At 44.1% G+C, this 23,529-nt stretch carries 20 protein-coding genes and 1 pseudogene; 13 read left to right on the top strand and 8 right to left on the bottom strand.

The window, feature by feature from the left end:
• Positions 1 to 6: 6 nt before the first annotated feature.
• Both folK and panB read left to right on the top strand, forming a co-directional pair.
• Entirely contained in the window at positions 7 to 489 is a 483-nt protein-coding gene (gene folK, locus RGU72_RS19455; protein WP_322121318.1) for a 2-amino-4-hydroxy-6-hydroxymethyldihydropteridine diphosphokinase, read from the top strand.
• 141 nt (positions 490 to 630) lie between these two features.
• Positions 631 to 1,443 carry a 3-methyl-2-oxobutanoate hydroxymethyltransferase gene (gene panB / locus RGU72_RS19450; protein ID WP_322121317.1) on the top strand — a complete coding sequence of 271 codons (813 nt, stop codon included), beginning with the start codon at positions 631 to 633 and terminating at the stop codon, positions 1,441 to 1,443.
• A 72-nt stretch (positions 1,444 to 1,515) separates the two neighbouring features.
• Here the strand turns inward: panB and can are convergent, their stop codons facing one another.
• The 5 genes from can to grpE form a co-directional block, all read right to left on the bottom strand.
• On the bottom strand, positions 1,516 to 2,184 hold the full coding sequence (can, locus tag RGU72_RS19445; RefSeq protein ID WP_322121316.1) for a carbonate dehydratase: 669 nt from the start codon (positions 2,182 to 2,184) through the stop codon (positions 1,516 to 1,518).
• Positions 2,185 to 2,435: 251 nt separating this feature from the next.
• Entirely contained in the window at positions 2,436 to 3,056 is a 621-nt protein-coding gene (locus RGU72_RS19440) for a chalcone isomerase family protein (protein ID WP_322121315.1), read from the bottom strand.
• Positions 3,057 to 3,404: 348 nt separating this feature from the next.
• Positions 3,405 to 4,526 (bottom strand): molecular chaperone DnaJ, encoded by a 1,122-nt coding sequence (gene dnaJ / locus RGU72_RS19435; RefSeq protein WP_322121314.1) that lies wholly within the window; start codon positions 4,524 to 4,526, stop codon positions 3,405 to 3,407.
• Positions 4,527 to 4,636: 110 nt separating this feature from the next.
• Positions 4,637 to 6,589 (bottom strand): molecular chaperone DnaK, encoded by a 1,953-nt coding sequence (gene dnaK / locus RGU72_RS19430; protein ID WP_322121313.1) that lies wholly within the window; start codon positions 6,587 to 6,589, stop codon positions 4,637 to 4,639.
• Positions 6,590 to 6,731: 142 nt separating this feature from the next.
• Complete coding sequence (grpE, locus tag RGU72_RS19425; protein ID WP_322121312.1) at positions 6,732 to 7,277, bottom strand: nucleotide exchange factor GrpE; 546 nt, start codon at positions 7,275 to 7,277, stop codon at positions 6,732 to 6,734.
• A 908-nt stretch (positions 7,278 to 8,185) separates the two neighbouring features.
• Here grpE and rfbB point away from each other — a divergent pair.
• The 4 genes and pseudogenes from rfbB (at position 8,186) to rfbD (ending at position 11,642) form a co-directional block, all read left to right on the top strand.
• Positions 8,186 to 9,259: a dTDP-glucose 4,6-dehydratase gene (gene rfbB / locus RGU72_RS19420; protein WP_322121311.1), complete on the top strand. Its 1,074-nt coding sequence runs from the start codon at positions 8,186 to 8,188 to the stop codon at positions 9,257 to 9,259.
• Complete coding sequence (gene rfbA, locus RGU72_RS19415; RefSeq protein ID WP_322121310.1) at positions 9,256 to 10,152, top strand: glucose-1-phosphate thymidylyltransferase RfbA; 897 nt, start codon at positions 9,256 to 9,258, stop codon at positions 10,150 to 10,152. The genes rfbB and rfbA overlap by 4 nt, the downstream gene beginning before the upstream one ends.
• Before the next feature lie 25 nt (positions 10,153 to 10,177).
• The gene (rfbC, locus tag RGU72_RS19410; protein ID WP_322121309.1) at positions 10,178 to 10,723 is read left to right on the top strand and encodes a dTDP-4-dehydrorhamnose 3,5-epimerase; all 546 of its coding nucleotides are present in this window, start codon (positions 10,178 to 10,180) and stop codon (positions 10,721 to 10,723) included.
• A pseudogene (rfbD, locus tag RGU72_RS19405) lies at positions 10,720 to 11,642 on the top strand (dTDP-4-dehydrorhamnose reductase). The gene rfbC and the pseudogene rfbD overlap by 4 nt, the downstream one beginning before the upstream one ends.
• A 36-nt stretch (positions 11,643 to 11,678) precedes the next feature.
• On the opposite strand, the gene RGU72_RS19400 reads toward rfbD, so the two are convergent.
• Positions 11,679 to 12,638: a glycosyltransferase family 2 protein gene (locus RGU72_RS19400; RefSeq protein WP_322121308.1), complete on the bottom strand. Its 960-nt coding sequence runs from the start codon at positions 12,636 to 12,638 to the stop codon at positions 11,679 to 11,681.
• A 42-nt stretch (positions 12,639 to 12,680) separates the two neighbouring features.
• Positions 12,681 to 13,922, bottom strand: a complete 1,242-nt coding sequence (locus RGU72_RS19395; RefSeq protein ID WP_322121307.1) for a flippase — start codon at positions 13,920 to 13,922, stop codon at positions 12,681 to 12,683.
• 180 nt (positions 13,923 to 14,102) lie between these two features.
• Here RGU72_RS19395 and RGU72_RS19390 point away from each other — a divergent pair, with 180 nt between their 5' ends.
• From RGU72_RS19390 to RGU72_RS19360, 7 genes are all read left to right on the top strand, one after another.
• Entirely contained in the window at positions 14,103 to 14,912 is an 810-nt protein-coding gene (locus RGU72_RS19390; RefSeq protein WP_322121306.1) for a glycosyltransferase, read from the top strand.
• A 5-nt stretch (positions 14,913 to 14,917) separates the two neighbouring features.
• Positions 14,918 to 15,892 carry an SDR family oxidoreductase gene (locus tag RGU72_RS19385; RefSeq protein ID WP_322121305.1) on the top strand — a complete coding sequence of 325 codons (975 nt, stop codon included), beginning with the start codon at positions 14,918 to 14,920 and terminating at the stop codon, positions 15,890 to 15,892.
• 3 nt (positions 15,893 to 15,895) lie between these two features.
• Complete coding sequence (locus RGU72_RS19380) at positions 15,896 to 16,456, top strand: sugar transferase (protein ID WP_322121304.1); 561 nt, start codon at positions 15,896 to 15,898, stop codon at positions 16,454 to 16,456.
• Positions 16,457 to 16,597: 141 nt separating this feature from the next.
• Entirely contained in the window at positions 16,598 to 18,568 is a 1,971-nt protein-coding gene (locus RGU72_RS19375) for a nucleoside-diphosphate sugar epimerase/dehydratase (protein WP_322121303.1), read from the top strand.
• Between the two features lie 30 nt (positions 18,569 to 18,598).
• Positions 18,599 to 19,975: a phosphomannomutase/phosphoglucomutase gene (locus tag RGU72_RS19370; RefSeq protein ID WP_322121302.1), complete on the top strand. Its 1,377-nt coding sequence runs from the start codon at positions 18,599 to 18,601 to the stop codon at positions 19,973 to 19,975.
• Between the two features lie 367 nt (positions 19,976 to 20,342).
• The gene (waaC, locus tag RGU72_RS19365) at positions 20,343 to 21,368 is read left to right on the top strand and encodes a lipopolysaccharide heptosyltransferase I (RefSeq protein ID WP_322121301.1); all 1,026 of its coding nucleotides are present in this window, start codon (positions 20,343 to 20,345) and stop codon (positions 21,366 to 21,368) included.
• A 14-nt stretch (positions 21,369 to 21,382) separates the two neighbouring features.
• On the top strand, positions 21,383 to 22,372 hold the full coding sequence (locus RGU72_RS19360) for a glycosyltransferase family 2 protein (protein WP_322121300.1): 990 nt from the start codon (positions 21,383 to 21,385) through the stop codon (positions 22,370 to 22,372).
• Positions 22,373 to 22,612: 240 nt separating this feature from the next.
• On the opposite strand, the gene RGU72_RS19355 is transcribed toward RGU72_RS19360, so the two are convergent.
• On the bottom strand, positions 22,613 to 23,221 hold the full coding sequence (locus RGU72_RS19355) for a transporter substrate-binding domain-containing protein (RefSeq protein ID WP_322121299.1): 609 nt from the start codon (positions 23,219 to 23,221) through the stop codon (positions 22,613 to 22,615).
• Between the last annotated feature and the right edge of the window lie 308 nt (positions 23,222 to 23,529).

The following is a 23,529-nucleotide window of genomic DNA, read 5'->3' as shown; positions in this document are numbered from 1 at the left end:
TCAGAGATGACGACACAAGCATTCATCGGCATAGGCGCCAATCTGGGTGATGCACGTGGTAGCGTAGAACAGGCAATTCTGCACTTAGCTGATTTGCCTGCCAGCCTTTTAATTGCGCAATCCAGTCTATTTAAGACTGCGCCAATTGAGTCCTCTGGTGATGATTACATCAACGCCGTAGCAGAGCTCCGCACAGATTTGAGCGCGACCGACTTGCTACTAGCGCTGCAGCAGATTGAATTGGCATTTGGGCGCGAACGCCCCTACCGCAACGCGCCGCGCACACTTGATCTGGATTTGCTACTGTATGGCTTAGAGCAAATCCATACCGATGCTTTAACAGTGCCGCATCCGCGCATGACAGAGAGGGCATTTGTGTTGCTGCCGCTGTTACAAATTAGTCCTTTAATCACGATACCTGGTAAAGGTGCGGCACAAAATTTCGCTGGTGTAGTTGCAGAGCAGGTGATTATTGAGCTAACTTCTTGAACCAACTTATTGAAATAACATACTACCCCATAGTACCTATATTAGCAGGATTAATGCCCATATAATATATGGACGACTTACCAAAACAAAGGCATACTCCCCATAAAATGCCTAATATCACTCATTTATTGGAGAATTATTTTGGCTGAATATTTGCAAGATCGTAAAGCTGTCAGCATCCCGAGCCTAGCGATACAAGCCCAACAAGGCAATAAAATCACCATGCTAACTTGCTACGACGCCAGCTTTGCGGCATTGATGGATCGCTGTGGTGTCGAAATATTGTTGGTTGGCGATTCACTTGGCATGGTTTGCCAGGGGCATAATTCAACATTGCCGGTAACAATTCAAGATATCGCGTATCACACCGCTAGCGTAGCGCGTGGCAATAAAAATGCACTACTAGTCGCCGATATGCCGTTTGGCAGTTACGCGACGCCAGAATCTGCCTTCAACAACGCCGTACAATTGATACAGGCTGGTGCGCAAATGGTGAAGCTAGAAGGCGGCGACTGGCTTGCACCGACGATCAAATTTTTGACAGAAAGAGCCATCCCGGTATGCGCCCATCTAGGTCTGACACCGCAGTCGGTGCATCAATTAGGTGGCTATAAAGTGCAAGGGAAAACCAGTGCCGCGGCCGATTTGCTCAAATCCGATGCGCTCGGCCTGCAAGCAGCTGGCGCAAGCCTCTTGGTACTGGAAGCGATCCCCGCCGCACTCGGCCAAGAAGTCACCGAGCTATTGGCAATCCCCACCATTGGCATCGGTGCTGGCCCAGATTGCTCTGGACAAGTGCTGGTTATGCATGACTTGCTGGGCGTTTTCCCCGGACGCAAAGCACGCTTCGTCAAGAATTTTATGGATGGGCAAACGACGATTGATGCAGCAGTAACGGCTTATGTCGGTGCGGTAAAAGACAAATCGTTTCCTGCGCCGGAACATTGTTTTTAATTAATCTTTTGTGAGTGGCTGCGGCAGTCTCTGTGCCACAGCCATCCAATACCAGTGACGTATCAGTGCGTTTTAAGATTTAAAACGAGCAAGGCTGGTTTCAAGATGTGCCGATAAGGTTTCTGGCGAACTCACCGTCATACCCAATTGGCGTAATAAGCCGTCCTGCAAACCATATACCCAACCGTGAATCGTCAATGGCTGTGATCGCTCCCAAGCATCCTGAACGATATTAGTTCTGCAAACATTGACTACTTGCTCAATGACATTGAGTTCACAAAGACGATTACTTTTCTCTTTTTCAGTGAACACATCACCTAGGTAGGCTTCGTGTTTTTCCTGTACGTCCTGAACATGGCGCAACCAGTTATCAGCCAGGCCAACACGGCGGCGCGTCAACGCTGCATGCACGCCTGAGCAACCATAATGACCACAAATAATAATATGCTTAACGCGTAATACATCAATCGCAAATTGCAATACGGAGAGGCAATTCAAATCGCTATGCACGACTACATTAGCGATATTTCTATGAACAAATAATTCGCCTGGCAACAATCCCAGTAATTCATTGGCCGGGACGCGGCTATCAGAACAACCTATCCAGAGGTATTCCGGGGTTTGTTGATCTGCTAGTTTTTTAAAAAAACCAGCATCTTTGGCTACGATAGCATTAGCCCATTGACGATTATTTTGGAGAAGTTGCTCGGGAGTAAGGTTCGGTTTATCATGGACGCTCATACTGTTTCTTTCTTTTTCGATAGGCGCCATTCTAACCGGGAATGCACTCTAACCCGGATATCCCCACAAGCAAATAGCAGACAAAACTTTTGCCCCGATAGCTTAAGAAAAAATCTGGATGTGATTATCCGGGTATAAATAATCAAAAACGCGGCGACAATTTCGTCATCCGCGTTTTTTTACAATAAGTAAATCTATCCAAAACCAGCTTAAAACAAGGCTAGAAACATGAATGATGTAGCATCACCAGACTAACGATAACTACTTTTATCCTCAGTCACTTCCGGCGCTAACATCGCTTTTTTTAGCGATGAATCGACTGGCTTCTCACCCAACCAAATACGCAATATAGCGTTATTAAAAACAATATCGGGGTAGGGTTCGCCTAATTTTTTACCGTTGAGATAGAAAATAGTGCCGATACCAGGCACCCAATCCGTCAGGATGATATCGCCTTTTTTCAATAGTGGAACTGACGCAAATAATTCGCCCAAGCGCAAAAATTGCGTCGTCAGTTTCACTTTTTCAGATTTGTCAGTATTTTTTTGAACACCTGACATAAAACCATCACCAAATTCATCACTACTTACTTCACGCAACATGACGATTGCAACACGCCGCGGGCCAGTCGTGGCAAGCACGTCAGGCACGGTAGTTTTTTTGTCTTTTAAATAGAGTGCAGCAGCATAGACCTTAAAAATCGCTTTGTAGCGAATGCCGGCACCATTGAGCTTTAAATCTGTGTTGGCAACATGTGCTGTGTCATCAAATTTGACACCAGCCACTTCCATCGGGGCCGCATGTGTTGCTATGCTAGTTAGGGCAAGCAATGCAAAGCCCGCTAACAAGCGCTTACTTGTATTCAAAATCATTTTTGTCTCCATTAATTTCACCCTTATAAATGCGTGGGCGTTTTCTTAGGCTATGCTAAATCAATATAAAACTGTTTAATAACAGCATCTTATTATACGTTGCCACAGCGCCACAAGGAATCCGATTACTGGAAAAGTGGTTTTATTCCACCAAATCCATCACACCACTCAATCTATTAAACAAAGACTTTCATCCTGAACAAGCCGGAGTTTAGGATTTGATATGATTTAATTATTTTCGCTAATAAAAAACCCCATCAAAAATAATTTGATGGGGTTAGCGCTTATCGTCATTGATGACAAACTGTTTTTAACAAATAAAGATATTTCATTTAAAGCTATTCAAGCTCACTCAAAAAACTTTTTAACCTTATCCATCCAAGTCTTACTTTGCGGATTGTGCTTCGCTCCGCCCTCGACAGTTAATTGTTCAAAATCACGTAGCAACTCTTTTTGCTTGTCTGTGAGTTTGACTGGCGTCTCAATCACAACATGGCAGAACAAATCACCGGCATAACCTGATCGAACCCCTTTAACGCCTTTGCTGCGCAGACGGAATGTCTTGCCAGACTGCGTGCCTTCAGGAATAGTAAAAGACGCTTTACCGCTCAGGGTTGGCACTTCAATATCGCCGCCCAAAGCTGCTTTGACGAAAGAAATCGGCATTTCGCAATGCAAATCGTCTCCCTCACGCTGGAACACCGGATGTTGTTTGATGTGAATTTCCACATACAAATCACCCGGAGGACCACCATTGACGCCAGGTTCGCCATTGCCTGATGAGCGAATCCGCATACCATCATCAATACCTGCTGGGATTTTAACTTCCAGAGTTTTATTGCGCTTGATGCGACCAACACCAGAACAAGTGGTGCAAGGTTCAGGAATCATCTTGCCAGTGCCATGACACTTAGGACAAGCTTGCTGAATACTGAACAAACCTTGCTGCATGCGAACTTGTCCATGCCCGCCGCAGGTAGTACATGTGACCGGCTGTGTACCCGGCTTAGCACCAGAACCATGGCAGGTATCGCACTCATCCCAGCTAGGCACACGGATCGTGGTATCAAAACCATTCGCGGCTTGCTCTAATGAAATCTCTAAGTTGTAACGCAAGTCAGCACCGCGATACACTTGCGGACCATTGCTACGACCACGACCACCACCAAAAATATCACCAAAAATATCACCGAAAGCATCTGCAAAACCAGCACCACCGCCACCTCCGCCGCCCCCCATATTCGGATCGACGCCGGCATGTCCGTAACGGTCATATGCATCACGCTTTTGCGGGTCAGACAGCATCTCATATGCTTCTTTACCCTCTTTGAACTTCTCTTCTGAGGTTTTACTATCCGGATTGCGATCTGGATGATACTTCATCGCTAATTTACGATAAGCCTTTTTGATTTCGTCTTCTGTCGCGTTCTTTGCGACGCCCAGAATTTCGTAAAAATCACGCTTCGCCATCTCTTTGCACCTTGTTTTATATCAGCGAATTAAGCAAAAACGCCGAGCAGGAAATCGTCAACACGATTAACTGCCCGGCGAGTCATGGCGGGAATCTCCCGCCGGACTAATTACTTGCCGTCTTTAACTTCTTTAAAGTCAGCATCAACGACATCATCATCTTTAGCGTGGGCATCGGATGCGCCAGCGTTAGAAGAAGAACCGCCTGCCGCCGCACCACCGGCAGCAGCCTGTTGAGCTTGCATATCGGCATAGACTTTTTCGCCCAGCTTCTGCGATGCAGTAGATAAAGCACCAATCTTGGTATCAATCTCAGCTTTATCGCCAGTTTTCAGAATTTCTTCCAAATCTTTGATTGCAGCCTCGATTTTTTCTTTATCGCCTGCATCCAGCTTATCGCCATGCTCACTCAAAGCTTTTTTGGTTGAATGAACTAAGGCGTCGCCTTGATTACGAGACTCAGCCAATTCTTTGACTTTTTTGTCTTCGTCAGCGTTCAGCTCAGCATCTTTCACCATCTTCTGGATTTCATCTTCCGTCAAACCGGAGTTTGCTTTAATAGTGATTTTGTTTTCTTTGCCAGTTGCTTTATCTTTCGCACCTACATGCAAAATACCATTGGCATCGATATCAAAAGTTACTTCAATTTGTGGCGTGCCACGTGATGATGGTGGAATACCTTCCAGATTGAATTCGCCCAAACCTTTATTACCGGCGGCAATCTCACGCTCACCTTGGAACACTTTGATCGTCACCGCTGGTTGATTGTCATCCGCTGTCGAGAACACTTGGCTGAACTTAGTCGGGATCGTTGTGTTCTTTTGAATCATCTTGGTCATTACACCACCCAGAGTTTCGATACCCAAGGATAAAGGTGTTACATCCAGCAACAACAGATCTTTACGCTCGCCAGACAATACCGCACCCTGGATCGCTGCACCGACGGCAACTGCCTCATCTGGATTAACGTCTTTGCGTGGCTCTTTACCAAAGAATTCTTTCACCAGTTCTTGTACTTTAGGCATACGTGTCATACCACCGACCAAGATGATGTCATCGATGTCGCTGGTTTTAACGCCTGCATCTTTGATCGCGATACGGCAAGGCTCTATCGTTTTTTTGATCAATTCTTCAACTAGGGCTTCTAATTTGGCGCGAGTGATTTTCAAGTTCAAATGCACCGGTGCGCCATTTGCCATCGCAATATACGGCTCATTGATCTCTGTTTGCTGCGCGCTGGATAATTCAATCTTGGCGCGTTCTGCAGATGCCTTAATACGTTGCAATGCGATTGGGTCTTTTTTCAGATCGAGGCCATTGATTTTTTTGAATTCTTCAATGATGTAATCAATGATGCGTTGATCAAAATCTTCACCGCCGAGGAAAGTATCACCATTAGTAGACAATACTTCGAATTGCTTTTCGCCATCGACATCAGCGATTTCAATGATGGAAACGTCAAAGGTACCGCCACCCAAATCGTAGACTGCAATCTTGCGATCGCCTTTTTCAATTTTATCCAAGCCAAATGCTAATGCAGCGGCAGTTGGTTCATTGATGATGCGTTTTACGTCCAGACCAGCGATACGGCCAGCGTCTTTAGTTGCCTGACGTTGTGCATCATTAAAGTAAGCAGGCACAGTGATGACGGCTTCTGTCACTTCTTCACCGAGGTAATCCTCAGCCGTTTTTTTCATCTTACGCAAAACTTCTGCGGAGATTTGCGGTGGCGCTAATTTTTTGTCACGTACGCTAACCCATGCATCGCCATTGTCTGCTTTAGAAATGGAGTAAGGCATCAGACCGATATCTTTTTGAACTTCTTTTTCTTCAAACTTACGGCCAATCAAACGTTTAACGGCGTACAAAGTGTTGACCGGGTTGGTCACAGCCTGACGTTTAGCGGATGCGCCGACTAAAATTTCGCCATCTTCTTGGTAAGCAATAATGGACGGTGTAGTACGCGCACCTTCTGCATTTTCGATTACTTTTGGCTGGCCGTTTTCCATAATGGCCACGCAGGAATTAGTTGTTCCTAAATCAATACCGATCATTTTTCCCATGATATTTCCCTTTGAGTTTATTTATTCACTATTTTTGAGCTCTATACCTCAGTTTTACATCGGCATTTTCGCTCTATTGGTTTGGATATCGGGCAAAAAACCCTAATTTCAAGCATTTTTTAGGGGTTTTTACTTATTTTTCTTATTTAGCTTGTGCGACCGTAACCAGAGCTGGGCGCAATAACCGATCTGCGATCGTATAGCCTTTTTGTAACACTGTAACGACGGTGTTAGCGTCTTGCTCAGCTAGAACCATAGAGATTGCTTGATGCTTGTTTGGGTCTAACTTGTCACCAGTTACAGGGCTAATCTCAAGCAGGCGGTTTTTCTCAAACGCGGAGCTTAATTGCTTCAACGTCATTTCCACGCCTTCTTTTAATGAATCAATTGAAGGAGTTTCAATTTTGAGCGCCATTTCCAAGCTATCTTTGACTGGCACCATTGCCTCAGCAAAGCTCTCAATCGCAAATTTATGCGCCTTCGCAATATCCTCTTGGGCACGACGACGAATATTTTCGCCCTCTGCTTTTGCGCGCATAAACGCATCTTGCAACTCCGATACTTTTGCTTCTAATTGAGCCAAGGTATCAACTACTGACTCTTGTCCTGCTGGTGCGTCTTGAGGGATTTCTGACACAGCGGCTTCTTCAGGATTAGTCACTTCTGACGGTTTTTCTTGCTCTTGCATTGCTCATCTCCAAATCAATTACAGATAGACAATTGATTTGGGGGGTATCCATGTCATTTCAAGGGGTATTAGCGAACTTTTTAAGCGGAGCCCGATCGCCATCAGTTTATGCTGCCAAAAAGTTAATATTGAAATATATTTCGTTACAATTTCCACACAATTTGTTGCTGAAAAAATCAGCAACATCTCCTATTATGAATTCGATAGACAATTGCAAAAAATATTACTTTCTACGATGTCGTTTAAGTATCGCATTTTATATCTGAGGGAAATAACCATGAAACTCTCCATCGCTTCCATTATCGTTTTTGCTTACGCATTAGTGATAGTTGCTTGGATTTGCACTTCACAAACTAATGTGATTTGACCGGAGGCTGGTCACTGCATGAATTCAACATAGGAATGTAGATCTGCGTTTCCATCACTATTATTTGGGTTATATACTAATTCAGTACTGTCAAATCATATACTCCCTATAATCCATCCAAAAACCATCACATTCCCCATATATTCATTTGGCGATTTAAATATACTTACAGTGGGTATATTTAATCCTTACCTTAGAATTAACACAAATTTCCCCGCGATACCTTACAATAAAGTCGGTACTTTAGTACAAGGTTTAGCACAAATAGCCGCCACAGCCCAGTTAGGGCGATTTTGTATAGTTCTTATCTAAAACATCATTTACGCCCCCTCTCTCGCCCTGATATTAAATCAAGGCAAACATAGAGTTTTTAGCATCAACTTCTTAGAATGTATTATCAGACGATAAAACTGCTCTATTTGGCCTCAAATAGTAACTTTAAAGTCCATAATTTAATTTCACTGAAATGTAAATTATTCTTAGCACTACGAAATAGATAGCGAGTCGCGTAAAATCATGGTTTTTGGAAAAGGATACAAGCATGATTTTAGTAACAGGCGGAGCGGGGTTTATTGGTGCCAATTTTGTACTCGATTGGCTAAAGCAACATGATGAGCCGGTAATCAATTACGACAAATTGACTTACGCAGGCAATCTCAACAATCTTAAGGACTTGCGGCAAGATGCTCGTCACTTGTTTGTACAGGGTGATATTAATGATGGTGCCACTTTAACGGCACTTTTAGAAAAATATAAGCCAAGAGCTATTTTGCATTTTGCTGCAGAAAGTCATGTCGATCGCTCTATTCTCGGACCTGCTGCTTTCGTCACAACGAATATTAATGGCACCTTCAGTCTGTTAGAAGCTACTCGTGCATATTGGCAAAATTTAGCAGTACCAGAAAAAGCTGCTTTCCGCTTTTTGCATGTATCCACCGATGAGGTCTATGGCACTTTAAGTGCAGAAGATCCGCCGTTCTCTGAAACTACTGCTTACGCGCCCAATAGCCCCTACTCGGCATCTAAAGCAGCGTCAGACCATTTAGTACGCGCTTATCATCACACTTACGGTTTGCCTACGCTGACTACTAATTGCTCTAACAACTACGGCGCTTATCACTTCCCCGAGAAGCTCATCCCGTTAATTATTACCAACGCCCGTGCGGGTAAAGACCTGCCTGTGTATGGCGACGGCCAGCAAGTGCGTGACTGGCTCTACGTTACCGACCATTGTGCAGCGATCCGTCGCGTATTGGCCGATGGTCGTCTGGGCGAAACATACAACGTTGGCGGCTGGAATGAACAAAGCAATTTAAGTGTCGTTCATACCTTGTGCGATTTACTGGATCAATTGCAACCAAAAGCCAATGGCAGTTATCGTGATCAGATCAAACACGTCAAAGACAGACCTGGCCATGATCGTCGTTACGCGATTGATGCGCGCAAGATAGAAAAAGAGCTGGGCTGGAAGCCAGCAGAAACCTTTGAAACGGGTTTACGTAAAACGGTGGAATGGTATTTAGCCAATGACGAATGGGTCAACCAAGTACAGTCAGGCGAGTATTTAAAATGGGTTGATTTGCAATATAAAAATGACAAAGAGGTGGTCGCATGAGCTCAACTATGACTAAACGTAAAGGGATTATTCTGGCTGGTGGTTCAGGGACTAGGCTTTATCCAGTAACCCAAGCGGTCTCCAAGCAATTATTGCCTGTGTACGACAAACCGATGATTTACTATCCGCTGACCACTCTCATGTTAGCGGGTATTAAAGATATTTTGATTATCTCCACGCCACAAGATACACCGCGCTTCCAGGAGTTATTGGGAGACGGATCGCAATGGGGCATCAGCTTGCAATACGCGATTCAACCCAGTCCCGACGGATTGGCCCAAGCATTTATTATTGGCAAAGAATTTGTCGGCAACTCGCCATCCGCACTCATCCTTGGTGACAATATTTATTACGGCCATGATTTTGAAACTCAGCTAAAACAAGCCGATAGCAATCACAATGGCGCGACGGTTTTTGCTTACCACGTTCATGATCCGGAACGTTATGGCGTAGTCGATTTTGATCAACATCGGCAAGCCATCAGCATAGAAGAAAAGCCAGAAAAGCCGAAATCTAACTACGCTGTTACCGGGCTATATTTCTACGATACACAGGTGGTGGATATCGCAAGCAATATACAACCATCACACCGAGGCGAACTAGAAATCACCGATGTCAATAATGTTTACTTAAAGCAAGCGCAGCTCAAAGTAGAATTGATGGGACGCGGCATGGCATGGCTAGATACTGGTACGCATGAGTCCCTGTTAGAAGCAGGTCAATTTATTTCGACGATAGAAAAACGTCAGGGCCTTAAAGTCGCTTGCCCTGAAGAAATTGCTTTCCGTCGGGGTTATATTGACGATGCTCAATTAGAAAAGTTGGCCCAGCCACTTAAAAAGAATGAATATGGTCGCTATCTTCTTCAACTACTCAATAACAAAGCATACTAAATACATTTCAACTTAAGAAGAGATTATGAAAGTTACCCCAACTAATTTGCCTGAAGTAATGATCATTGAGCCACGCGTGTTTGGCGATGATCGCGGCTTTTTTTACGAAAGCTTTAATGCCAAAAAATTTGCAGAACTCACTGGCGTAGAAACAAATTTCGTACAAGATAATCACTCCATGTCGGCAAAAAACGTACTGCGTGGTATGCACTATCAAATCCAGCAAGCTCAAGGCAAATTAGTACGGGTCATCTCTGGCGAAGTCTTTGATGTTGCTGTTGATTTACGTAAAAGCTCGCTGCGCTTTGGACAATGGACTGGCGTTAGCTTATCAGCCTCTAATCAGCGTCAACTATGGATACCTCCAGGCTTTGCTCATGGTTTTTTAGTAACCAGCGACAAAGCGGAATTTCTTTACAAAACAAGCGATTATTGGGCGCCAGAGCATGAACGCTGCTTGCAATGGAATGATCCTGCAATTGGTATTCAATGGCCATTAGAGAACGAGCCAGTGATGTCTGCTAAAGATCAAATAGGTAAACTGCTCGCAGATGCAGAGGTATTTGAATGAGAATTTTACTGACAGGTAGCACTGGCCAGGTTGGAAATGCTTTACTAAGTACTCTGCAACACTTGCATCAAACTGAACTCATTGCCCCGCAACGGGCTCAAATGGATTTAAGTAATCCAGATCAAGTTCGTCAACTGATACGAGATATTAAGCCTGATTTAATCATTAATCCTGCTGCCTATACGGCGGTGGATAAGGCAGAAGCTGAAGCTAATCTCGCGCAGACGATTAATGGTGACATTCCGGGCATCATGGCAGAGGAAATCAAAAAAATAGGTGGAGCGCTGATTCACTATTCGACTGATTATGTATTTGACGGAAGCAAGCATGCAGAAGACGGCAGTCTAATTGCCTATACAGAGGAAGATCAGACAGCGCCTATCAATGTTTATGGCAAGACCAAACTTGCGGGCGAACAAGCAATCATTGCCAGCAATTGCAATCATCTGATTTTGCGTACCAGCTGGGTCTACTCCACGTTCGGTAAAAATTTCTTGCTCACGATGTTGCGTTTAGCAAATGAACGGGAAGAATTAAAAATCGTCAGTGATCAATGGGGTGCGCCAACGTGGGCTGGCTGGATTGCTCAAGCGACTACGGATATTGTCAGTCAATGGCAAATTGCCGGCAGGTCTCAGGATTGGTGGAAGGAGCATGGAGGGACATATAATTTTACTTCAGATGGCACTACAAACTGGTGTGGTTTTGCTCAAGAGATCATGCGACAAGCAGATGCTAAGAGATTGCTGAAAAAAATGCTCCGGTTGTATTGGGCATACCTTCAACAGACTATCCAACACCAGCCAAACGCCCGCTTAACTCTATTTTATCAAGTGATAAATTAAGGGATGAATTGGGCATACTGCCACCAGCTTGGCAAGATGCACTGGCGGCTTGCCTAGAGCCTCATAACAATTAGACGCGCAGAATTTGACGTCCTGAATATTTACTCAGTTTACTTTATAGTCGGCATTGTCAGTGCTAATAAATACAAAATGACAGTGCCGAGAAAAGTTCGGTTTTCAATTTTTTTTGTTTTAAGCCCAGCTAATCGTCTTAGCTTTGACATACCACCAAACTCAACCAAAAAATCAATCGCCTCGATACTGTGTTTTGGTATTGAGCCAAACCGGTATTTGAAACTTGCGGCTTGCTTCGCTGCGTTGTTAAGACTGTTTTTGGCAAGGGCATACTTTACCCTTGGGGAAAATAGTAAATCTCGATATCTTCTCTTTTTCGCTCCAACTTGATTGTTTTCGTGTTGACGATAGAAGATCGTCGGATCGCTGATATGCGACACTTTGCCAAAAGTGCTCGCTACCAAAATCAACCACCAATCATGCATTACTGCCTGCTCAGGCACAGGCAACGCCAACTCTACAAGCTGTCGGTTAAACGCCATCGTGCATCCTGGAGCAACATTAGAAAAAAATATATTCTTAGCCGCTTTGTAGCCATCTGGTTTGATTTTTTGAGACTGAAAAAAAGATGTGCTGATTGTGTTTAACTGACTATCAGTGACGGTCAGATCAGTGAATACTAAAGCAGGACTTGATCGATCTCCTTCGCTCTCGACCTCAAGCAATTTTTCAATTGTTCTATGTATTTTGTTGCTAAACCAAATATCGTCTTGGTCTGACAACATAATGTAATCTGCGGTCGAATTCTTGATTGCATGATTAAAATTACTAATAACACCGCGCTCTTGATTGATAAGCAATCTTACATTTGGATGTTGCCGGGCGATCTCAGAGACAATAGCCGCTGTGCTATCTGTTGACATATTGTCGGAGATAATAATGTCACCCAAGGAAAAATCCTTAAGCATAATTTCATTAGCCAAAATCGAAGCGATTTGATCGGAAATATATTTTTTTCCGTTATAAGAAGCAAGCGCAATATCAATTTTTGGCATATTTCAAAAAATATAAAGTGGTCTGGATTCTGCTAAAAAGCTCTACATCAGAGAAATATTCTTTTTTCTCGCAACGACGATCATGGCGACAGTAATAGAAATTTCAGTAATGTACAGACTTGAGATTAAACCATTTGACTGATACTGATAAGTAAGAAAAGTCGCGTAAACAGCATGCAATGGTCCCGCAATTAAATATATCTTGCTAAGAACTTTGCTTTCGCCCAAAGCTAAAAACCGCCACTGAGACAAAATCGTCGCAACAGCAATAATGACAGGCAAAAACGCCAATGACTTCAGATAGAACGCAGCAGGTAAGAAGGCCTTACCTAAATAGCGCTCTGCAATAGTTTCTGCGAAAAAGTACATCACTAAACCGCAAAAAAACTCTAGGCTGATCAGTAAAATTGCACCTTTCTTAATGACCGATTTCGACTCTTCTGCCTTATCAGCAGCTTGGCTCAAGGCCGCAATTCTTGGAAATAGAGCAGCCGCAATCGGCTGAATAAAACCTTGCGCAGCAATGCGAATTTTGTCAGTTGCTGCAAAATAGGCCACTTGATCTGCACCTGCGAAAATCTTTAACAGGATAATGTTGATTGTCGTATAAAAGCTAGTAGAGATATTAGATAAAAATACTGGCCAACCTTCTTTCAATAGTAACTTAATGCTGCTGATATTAACTTGAGTTTTGGTGAAAATATTCTTGGAAGATAGATAATAAAAAGAGAGTACTGCTGCAATGATGCCGGGAATATTTTGCAAAACTGCGGCTGTAACCACATCATCTGCATTTTTTACAAAGATGAAAAATAATGGCAAAGGAAGGATGCGTGACGCACCTGTAATGAGCGCCAAAGATCGCATTCGCTCTAGCCCCTGAAATAACCAAGTCGGGAAAAGTGCATTTCCGATCACTCCAATGAAACAAGCAAATATCAACGCTGTATTTTGACGAATATCGTAAAAAAAAGCGATCAGAATAAGTAAAAAAATACCCGAAGCACCAGCTAATAACAGTTTGATTGCAATAGTGTTTGCAATGACCGAAGAAATATTTTTGTTATCACTACTATTAATGGCAATCAGTCGAGTTGCTGTAATCCCAAAGCCATAATCAGTGATAAGAATGAAGTATTGGATTACTGACTGCGTAAAACCAAGTGCCGCATAATTGTTCACATTTAAAGTTCTAGTTAAATATGGCAGTGTAATGAGCGGAGCGAGATAAATCACTGCTTGAACTAAGATTAAATAAAATATGTTTTTTGTAATACTAGTCATTTATTTTAAACTGTGTGGGAATGGTTTTCTGGTACAGACTTGCATAAAATACCCAAGAAAGGCAATAAAGAAACACAGTACAACGGACTACAAAGAGAATGCTAGCGAATTTTGAGTAAGTTCGAATATCAAGATTCGCAATGCCGGATAAAAAATACTCCCCGAAGGATGCAAGAGCATATGATCCATGTCGCCATTATCAGCCACGGACACGAAAAATTACTGATCGCCAGCCAACTTGGCGGTTTGCTTCATAGCGTACACAGCGGCGATGACATTAAGGTTTGGATCAAAGACAACCGACCGAACGCAGAACTACAAAATTATTGTTCGCATTATGGGATTAGTTATACAAACTCAAAACCGAACTTGGGTTTTGGCGAAAATAATAATTTCTTATTTAAAAAGGTAAGTGCAGAGTTCGGCGTTCAACCAGGCGACTACTTTATTGTGATGAATCCTGATCTAAGTACTACGCCGAAAACAATTCGCGCGCTGGTGACACAAATGAAAAAGGATGCCTGCGTAATCGCCAGCATTAACTTGTTCAAAGATGCTGAGTACAAGCTAACGGATGCCAATATCCGCTACTTTCCGACTTACAAGTCCTTGCTAAAAATCATGATGGCAAAGTCGCTGACCCAGCATTACGATAAAAACTCCATCATGCAAGCTTCTTATGTTGACTGGGCATCAGGAGCGTTTCTAGCTTTTGACGCAGCGCATTACAATCAATTAAATGGTTTTAATCAAGCCTACTTTATGTATTTTGAAGACGTTGATATTTGCTACCGGTCTCAAAAAATAGTAGGTAAAGGCGTCTTGTACTACCCTCAATTTAAGGCGATTCATCTGGCAGCACATAAAAATCGCCAGCTTATTTCTAAGCATGCCTATTGGTTTATTTCTAGCTTCCTGAAATTTTTATCTAGACGCTACTTTGTCTATTCCCGACAAAATCCGGTAGCCAGCTTACCCTTGGCGAAATAAGCAATATGAGAAGAACTATTTTGCTCACTGGTGCGACTGGCTTCGTGGGACGGAGACTCACAGATCAACTACAACAATATGGTGAGGAACTGATTTGCGTTAGTCGCCAAGCACAAGCGACTACCAGCGCAAATACGCTTACTCGCTATGAACGCATCCCTGACTTAAGTGCAGAGACCGACTGGACAAAACTGTTATCAGGATTAACGCATGTTATCCATTGTGCCGCGAGAGTCCATGTGATGAATGAAACTGCAGCTAATCCGTTGGCGCTGTTTCGCCAAGTCAATGTAGATGCGACTATCAATCTTGCACGTCAGGCAGCTAGAGCAGGAGTAAAGCAGTTTATCTTTATCAGTTCAGTCAAAGTTAATGGTGAACATACCATTAATAACCAAGCCTTCACCGAGGATAGCAAACCCCAACCAGAAGATGCTTACGGCATGTCGAAATATGAAGCAGAGCTTGCCCTGCTGGCTTTGGGGCGTGAAACTGGAATGGCAATTACCATCATACGCCCGCCACTAGTATATGGCCCCGGGGTCAAAGCTAATTTCCTCAGTATGCTGAATTGGGTACAGAAAGGTGTTCCACTACCGCTCGCCAGCATAGACAACCGACGCAGCTTTGTGTACTTAGATAATCTGGTCAGTCTGATTCTGGCGTGTATTGATCACCCGAAAGCAGCGCAACAAGTATTTTTAGTCTCTGATGGACAGGATTTATCGACTGCGCAGCTATTACAATGCTGTGCACAAGCATTACACGTACAGTCCAGACTTTGGCCTTTTCCACCTAAGTTGCTACTCTATGCCGCTAGTTTAGCGGGTAAAAAATCAGTGGCAGAACGCTTGTGTCAGTCTCTTCAAGTTGATATTTCGAAAGCACGGCTACTGTTGGGCTGGACTCCTCCGTTCACCACGCAACAGGGCTTGCAAGCAACGGCGGATGCCATTAAAAATAGTAAATCAAAAGGATAAGCTTTGAAACGTGTATTTGATCTCAGCCTCGCTCTCATTGCGGCATGCATCTTGCTGCTTCCGGTGGTAATCGTCGCCGTTTGCGTAAGTCTGACCTCACCCGGACCTATCGTGTATTGGTCTGACAGGGTGGGTCGGTACAATAAAATTTTTAAAATGCCCAAATTTCGCAGCATGCGCGTTGATACTCCTGCTGTAGCAACGCATTTGCTAGGTAACCCCGATCAGTATTTGACACCGATTGGCTCTTTTCTCAGAAAATCGAGTCTGGATGAATTGCCACAATTGTGGAGCATACTCAAGGGCGATATGAGCTTTGTTGGTCCGCGTCCCGCTCTTTATAATCAAGACGATTTAATTGCCTTGCGATCGGCAAAACAAGTAGACACTATCTTGCCAGGACTCACTGGCTGGGCGCAAATTCATGGCCGTGATGAATTACCAATACCTGACAAAGTAGAATTGGATGTGTACTATCTGCGGCACCGGTCATTTCTCCTAGATATGCGGATCCTGTTTTTGACTTTTTTTAAAGTCATCAAGCGGGACGGTGTTACACATTAGATCAATTAAAAAGAAAAAAAGGACTTACGAAAAACTGCTCCAGCTGCGTTGCAGCGTCTAGCCAAACCAAAGTATTGTCTTCGTCGCTACGCCTTGCTGGGTCAATTTTGGGTACATCCAAAAAAAATAAAAGAACTCGATATGCAATTTCTTCTGGCACTTCCCCGCTTAAAAAAACAAGCTATTGCCGCGCTGGCAGATGCAATTTGCTTACCGCTGACGTTTATGATGGCGATTTGGCTCCGTTATGACGGGTTAACTATTGACGTACTGTCCCATTACGCCATACTAATCACTGCGGTTCCGCTCATCTCTATCCCGATTTTTATCCGTATTGGCCTCTATCGTGCAGTGATCCGCTATCTGGATCAAAAAATTATTTACATCGTCGTACTTGGTGTCACGATGTCGGTTTTAGTTCTGGCATTTATTAGTGTGATGACGCACATCATGGCTTTATCACGTGCGGTATTCGGAATTTATTGGGCCGGAGCAATTTTATATGTCGGTGCCAGTCGCTTACTGGCACGCTCATATTTATTGGGTTTTAATCGCAACGAGAATGCGATTAATGTAGCAATCTATGGTGCAGGCAAAGCAGGTGTGCAACTGGCAACCGCGTTACGTTCAGGAGACGAATATATCTGTGTCGCTTTTATTGATGATAATCCGAGTAAAAAAGCGTCTTTGATTGCCGGCATTAAAGTGAGTAGCTCAAGTGAATTACACAAACTCATTCCACAACACCAGATCAAAGAAATTTTGTTGGCAATGCCCTCCATTCCTAAAACCAGACAAAAGCAAATTCTCGACGAGCTAGAACAATACAAACTCAAAATTAAAGTCACGCCCTCGATAAAAAGTTTGGTCAATGGGGAGCTGCGGGTACAAGATGTGCGCGAAGTCGGGATTGAGGATTTGCTTGGTCGTGACACGGTAGAACCGAATCCAAGCTTACTGGCTACCTGTATCACGAATAAAAATGTCTTAGTCAGCGGCGCCGGTGGCTCCATCGGCTCAGAATTATGCCGCCAAATCTTGCGTCAAAAACCAGCACAACTACTGATGTTAGAAATGTCCGAGTACGCACTCTATGCGATAGAGCAAGAACTCAGCAACTTACAGGTGAATGAACATATTCCATGTGTGATCTTGCCATTTCTCGGATCGATCAACGATAGTGCCAAGCTGGACAAAATTTTCCAAACCTACACTATAGATACGGTCTACCATGCAGCAGCTTACAAACATGTGCCCTTAGTTGAGCATAACCCGATTGAAGGTATTCGTAACAATGTGTTCGGCTCTTTAACTCTGGCAAGCGCAGCAATCAAGGCCAAAGTCAGTAATTTTGTGCTGATCTCTACGGACAAAGCAGTGCGCCCGACCAACGTGATGGGCGCGTCTAAACGCTTAGCAGAATTGATTTTGCAAGCCTTTGCCCGGGAACAAAATCAGACTCGTTTTTGCATGGTGCGCTTTGGCAATGTACTCGGCTCTTCTGGCTCGGTAGTTCCACTGTTTCGCCGGCAAATCATGCAAGGCGGGCCGATCACGCTGACACATCCAGAGATCACCCGCTACTTCATGACCATCCCGGAAGCAGCGCAATTGGTGTTGCAGGCAGGTGCGATGACAGCAGACGGTGGTGGCGACGTCTTCGTGCTGGATATGGGCGAACCAGTCCGTATCATTGATCTGGCAAGACGCATGGTGCACTTAAGCGGCCTAGAAATCAAAAGCGATGCGACGCCAGATGGCACCATAGAAATCCATCACGTGGGCTTACGTCCGGGCGAAAAATTATTTGAGGAATTGCTCATCGGAGACAATGTAGAAGGCACGAGTCACCCGCTAATTATGCGGGCACAAGAAAAAGAAATCCCGTGGCCAGAACTACAGGTTTTATTACAACAACTGGACGTTGCATGCAATGCATTTGATTACCAAAAAGTACGCACTATATTGCTAAAAACAGTGGCAGAATACGAGCCACAATGCGGCATTGAAGATTTTCTATGGCAAGCAGAGCAAGCCAGCGAATCCGCCAATCCAGTGGCTACAGTTGCCACCATCACGAACATGAATAACGTAACAAATATCACTCATTAACTGACTCAATAAATATAAATAGGAAGCCACATGTCCCTACTCTCCCCTAGCATTTTTAAAGCCTACGACATTCGCGGCATTATTGATAAAACCTTGGATGCCGATGTCGCCTATTTAATTGGTCAGGCCTTCGGCAGTGCAGCGCTTGCCAAAGGTGAACAAACCGTTGTGATTGGTCGTGATGGCCGTTTGTCCGGACCTGAATTAATTAAAGCACTCGCCAGTGGCCTGCAAGCAACCGGCGTCAATGTGATTGACCTTGGCATCGTTGCAACACCTATGGTGTATTTCGGTACCAATACCTTGGGTGCGGCATCCGGTATTATGGTCACCGGCAGCCACAATCCGCCTGACTACAACGGTTTCAAAATGGTCTTGGCGGGCGAAGCAATTTATGGTGAGGCAATCCAGTCACTGTATCAAGCAATTGTTAATAAAGACTTCAGACAAGGGAGCGGCAGTTACAACACGCATGACATAAAAGCGGCTTACTTAGAACGCATCATTAGCGATGTCAAACTGGCGCGTCCGATCAAGATCGTGATTGATTGCGGTAATGGTGTCGCGGGTGCTTTTGCAGGCGATCTGTATCGTGGCATGGGATGTGAAGTCACTGAATTATTTTGCGAAGTTGATGGTAACTTCCCTAACCATCACCCTGATCCGGCGCACCCGGAGAATCTGCAAGATTTGATACGTGCTTTGCAAAGCAGCGATGCGGAAATTGGTCTGGCATATGACGGCGATGGGGATCGTCTTGGCGTCGTCACCAAAGACGGACAAATTATTTACCCTGATCGTCAGTTAATGTTATTCGCAGAAGATGTATTGACCCGCAATCCCGGCGCACAAATTTTGTATGACGTTAAATGTACCCGGCATATTTCCGCCTGGGTCAAAGCCCGTGGCGGTGTGCCGCTGATGTGGAAAACCGGTCATTCACTGGTCAAAGCAAAACTACGCGAAACCGGATCACCACTCGGCGGCGAAATGAGTGGCCACGTTTTCTTTAAAGACCGCTGGTATGGTTTTGACGACGGCATGTACGCTGGTGCGCGTTTGTTGGAAATTCTCAGCAAAGTCAGCGACATGACTGCGACATTAAATAGCTTGCCACAATCTGACAGTACGCCAGAATTGCAATTACAGTTAGCAGAAGGTGAAAACTTTGCCGTCATTGCGCAAATGCAAAAGAACGCCGACTTCCCGGGCGCGGATGAAATTATTACGATTGACGGCTTGCGTGTTGAGTACCCTGATGGTTTTGGTCTGGCGCGCTCATCCAACACAACACCGGTCATCGTAATGCGATTTGAGGCAGAGAATCCGGCAGCTTTGGCACGTATTCAAGCCGCGCTGAAACAAGCGGTGCTGGCAGTAAAACCTGATGCGCAATTGCCGTATTAAATAAAAATTTTGGATGAAAAGAGGATTTACATAAATTTTGTGTAGATCCTAAAAATCCGGCGTGATTTAAAGTAACTACAACAGATGTACGCAATAGCTAAAAGATATACTCCAACCTGTATATTTTATTGTCCATAGAATACCTGGACAATAAAGGATTTTTTATAAAAACCAGGGGGAGTATATGAATAAAAAGCGAATTACAAGCGAATAGTAAGCGAACATCAAGCAGAAAATCGATGCGATATAGTGGTATAAATTTCCATCAAACCTAGCTCGCCGAATCTCACTCAAATTCACACTAAGTCATATCAACTCAGCCTAGTCATATATCATCTGTCATCTATTAAGTAAGTAAATTCGTTTCGTGAAAATCCTCCTCATCCGCGTCTCTTCGCTAGGCGATGTACTGCACAATATGCCGATTGTGGACGACCTGCTGCGCCACTTTCCCGATGCGCAAATTGATTGGGTGGTAGAAGAAGCCTATGTACATCTGGTGAAACTCAATCCCGGCGTGCGGCAGATATTCGCCTTCGCATTACGACGCTGGCGCAAAAGCTTATTCACCAGCCAGACAAGGCAAGAAATTAAGCATTTTTTCACCCGACTACGCGAACAAGAATACCACCTCGTGCTCGACACTCAAGGTTTGCTCAAGACCGGCATCATCATGGGCATGGCGCGTATCACGTCAACTGGCAAAAAAATAGGCTTAGCCAATGGTACAGAGAGTTCGGGCTACGAAGGTATTTCAAGGATTTTTCATACAGACAGCGTAGCTGTCGACCGTCGTACACACGCGGTCTTACGTGGTCGCTTAGTCGCGGCTTATGCCGGTGGCTATAAAGTGGATACGCCTGCCTGTTTTGGCCTCAATAAACTCTATACAGAATCTCAGCCGCGTCCGGCATGGATGCCATCCAAACCTTATGCGGTGTTCTTTCACGGTACCGCTGGAGCGTCCAAAAAATGGGACAGATACAATTGGGTACAAATCGCTGCCCCATTAATACAACAGGATTTAGCCATTTTAATTCCATGGGGCAATGCCGCTGAAAAAGCCGAGGCAGAACAGATGGCGATACAAATGCAACAAGCAATAGTTCTGCCGCCACTCTCTATGCAGGACGCCATCATGCTGGCGCAAGCGGCTTCTATCGTCATTGGCGTTGACACAGGTCTCACTCACATTGCCGCAGCCTACGAAACACCGACCATAGAAATTTATTCTGGCTCACCGCGCTGGAAAACAGAAGGAAATTGGTCAGATGCAATTATCAATCTCGGGGATAATGGTGCGCCAGCCAACTTTATCGAAGTACAAAACGCGATTCAAAAACTATTAGTCGCTACAATAGAACAGAAAAAAAAATCTCACCAGGGCGATTAATCGAAACAAAGCACATGCAAGACATTCCGATACCACGCGATCCAAAGGTCACCGTCATCATCGTCAATTGGAACGGTGGCGATTTACTGCTTCGCTGTCTCACTGATTTGCTAGCGCAGACTTACGCTCCGCATGAAGTCATCGTGATCGATAACGCCAGTACAGATGGATCGGGTCAAGCGGCTGCAAAGCAGTTCTCGCAAATACGTGTGGTAGACGCTGGTAGTAATTTGGGATTTGCCGCCGGAAATAATCTGGCCGTCAGCTTGGCCAGTAAAGAGAGTACCTGGATTGCCCTGATTAATCCCGATGCTTTTCCTGAATCTGACTGGTTAAAAGCGTTGGTCGATGCGGCAGTGAGTAATCCACAGTTTGCCATCTTCGGTAGCCGTCTGATGGATGCTAATTCACCGAGTTTACTTGATGGGATTGGCGACATTTACCATATGAGCGGGCTGCCATGGCGCGAAGCTCACGGTCAAGTATTAAAGGCAAGTATGTTGGCGCAAAAGGAAATTTTTTCGACTTGTGCAGCCGCAGGCTTATATCGACGCGACATATTCGAAGAAATTGGGGGATTTGATGAAGATTACTTTTGTTATCTGGAAGATGTAGATCTTGGCTTTCGCTACCAATTGCTTGGTCACCGCTGTCTTTACGTGCCAGATTCAGTTGCAAACCATGTAGGCTCGGCATTGACGGGAAAACGTAGCGACTTCTCGATTTATCACGGTCATCGTAATCTCGTTTGGACCTTTGTAAAGAACATGCCAGGTGTCTTGTTTTGGCCTTTGCTACCGCTACATTTGCTACTCAACCTGACCAGTATTATTTACTTTGCAGCGCAGGGCAAAGGCAAAGTTATCTATAAAGCGAAATTCGATGCCATCAAAGGACTGCCAGATGTCTGGCGAAAACGTAAATTAATTCAAGCTCATCGCCACACGAGTATTGCCAGGTTATGGGGCTTAATCAATAAAAATGTAGCCGGTAATCGAAAGTAAAAAGTACAACTCAGTACTATTTCTCCAAAATCCGCTTCAAATAAATTCAATCATATAACCAAGCAATAGCTCATCAAGCCAATAAGCATTCGCTAAGCATATGATTTAAAACCTAGCTTCAGTCTCCCGTTATAGTCCGTTTACTGCTAAGCACAATTAAGCTTGGTCAGCATCTAAATCAAATCTTTAGCATCTGAGTAAATACTCATAAATTTGAATTGAGTTCTGGTCACGTAGCAGCTAAATCTTCTCTTCTATCACTTTAGGATCCCTGCGACGAGTAGACACTAAGATCGCATCCATGCGCTTATAAAACAATTTATTGAACCGAGAGATCGGTGACCCGCTATCTAATTCGACTTTAAATAAATGATCCTTCAACCGATCAAACTCATCGCCAAATTCTGTCCCCGATGGAATGCTAAGAGTCTTACCTTTTAAATCATTGACCGTGGATAACTTAAATTGGTTATCACTGCGCGTCACCAAAAATATATAGCTGGTATACACACCAATTGAAAAATGCAATTTTCTCTGTCGTACGGCCGTCTTAGAAATACCGAATATCAGTCCCTCGCCATTATCGACACTTTGCAGCGCCCTACGCCAAGGGTAACGTTGTAGGTTGAAATTTAAATCAGCTTCGTGCTCAATGTAATCAAGCTGCTTTAAAGTTGCCGCAGGCTGAGGAACAGATCGACCTTTATCATCCACAATGTCTTCTATCAGCAGGGTAACATCCCGATCAGATGCATAGACATTGGTCACAAAACCTAAAATCAGCACGCAAAGACTTAGCAGCCAGCCATATGGTGATCTGAATAAATTATTTGTATTTTTAGTAAGCAATTTGTGCTTTTTTACAAATTAGAATTTAAAGAAGGCTTACACGATGTGCCTGCAAAAAACATACGACGAAGACCTCACCAAAGCCTTATATTCACTATTATCTAAATACAGATCAATACTAGAATCACAATACTTCATCTATATTTTAAAAATTTACAACATAGATCGGCAGTAGTAATTGATGACTCAAAAACTTCGCTAACAAATATTTAAACTGGGTATTTCCATTAGAATTTGTGCTGATGTCAGAGGCAGTTTTGACGTGAGGGTGTTATAAATAAGGCGCTCATGGGAAGCCACAAGCGGCG

The sequence above is a fragment of the Undibacterium sp. 5I1 genome (assembly GCF_034314085.1).
In the GTDB taxonomy this organism is placed as follows: Bacteria; Pseudomonadota; Gammaproteobacteria; order Burkholderiales; family Burkholderiaceae_D; genus Undibacterium.
This window is presented reverse-complemented; position numbering and strand designations above follow the sequence as displayed.

Excerpts from the sequence above, each read along its gene's own strand:
- RGU72_RS19370 (WP_322121302.1), top strand. The coding sequence starts at position 18,599 with ATGTCCCTACTCTCCCCTAGCATTTTTAAAGCCTACGACATTCGCGGC.
- RGU72_RS19395 (WP_322121307.1), bottom strand. The coding sequence starts at position 13,922 with ATGACTAGTATTACAAAAAACATATTTTATTTAATCTTAGTTCAAGCA.
- can (WP_322121316.1), bottom strand. The coding sequence starts at position 2,184 with ATGAGCGTCCATGATAAACCGAACCTTACTCCCGAGCAACTTCTCCAA.
- grpE (WP_322121312.1), bottom strand. The coding sequence starts at position 7,277 with ATGCAAGAGCAAGAAAAACCGTCAGAAGTGACTAATCCTGAAGAAGCC.
- RGU72_RS19375 (WP_322121303.1), top strand. The coding sequence starts at position 16,598 with ATGCAATTTCTTCTGGCACTTCCCCGCTTAAAAAAACAAGCTATTGCC.
- RGU72_RS19385 (WP_322121305.1), top strand. The coding sequence starts at position 14,918 with ATGAGAAGAACTATTTTGCTCACTGGTGCGACTGGCTTCGTGGGACGG.
- folK (WP_322121318.1), top strand. The coding sequence starts at position 7 with ATGACGACACAAGCATTCATCGGCATAGGCGCCAATCTGGGTGATGCA.
- rfbC (WP_322121309.1), top strand. The coding sequence starts at position 10,178 with ATGAAAGTTACCCCAACTAATTTGCCTGAAGTAATGATCATTGAGCCA.
- RGU72_RS19360 (WP_322121300.1), top strand. The coding sequence starts at position 21,383 with ATGCAAGACATTCCGATACCACGCGATCCAAAGGTCACCGTCATCATC.
- RGU72_RS19400 (WP_322121308.1), bottom strand. The coding sequence starts at position 12,638 with ATGCCAAAAATTGATATTGCGCTTGCTTCTTATAACGGAAAAAAATAT.
- dnaK (WP_322121313.1), bottom strand. The coding sequence starts at position 6,589 with ATGGGAAAAATGATCGGTATTGATTTAGGAACAACTAATTCCTGCGTG.
- rfbA (WP_322121310.1), top strand. The coding sequence starts at position 9,256 with ATGAGCTCAACTATGACTAAACGTAAAGGGATTATTCTGGCTGGTGGT.
- dnaJ (WP_322121314.1), bottom strand. The coding sequence starts at position 4,526 with ATGGCGAAGCGTGATTTTTACGAAATTCTGGGCGTCGCAAAGAACGCG.
- RGU72_RS19440 (WP_322121315.1), bottom strand. The coding sequence starts at position 3,056 with ATGATTTTGAATACAAGTAAGCGCTTGTTAGCGGGCTTTGCATTGCTT.
- rfbB (WP_322121311.1), top strand. The coding sequence starts at position 8,186 with ATGATTTTAGTAACAGGCGGAGCGGGGTTTATTGGTGCCAATTTTGTA.
- RGU72_RS19390 (WP_322121306.1), top strand. The coding sequence starts at position 14,103 with ATGATCCATGTCGCCATTATCAGCCACGGACACGAAAAATTACTGATC.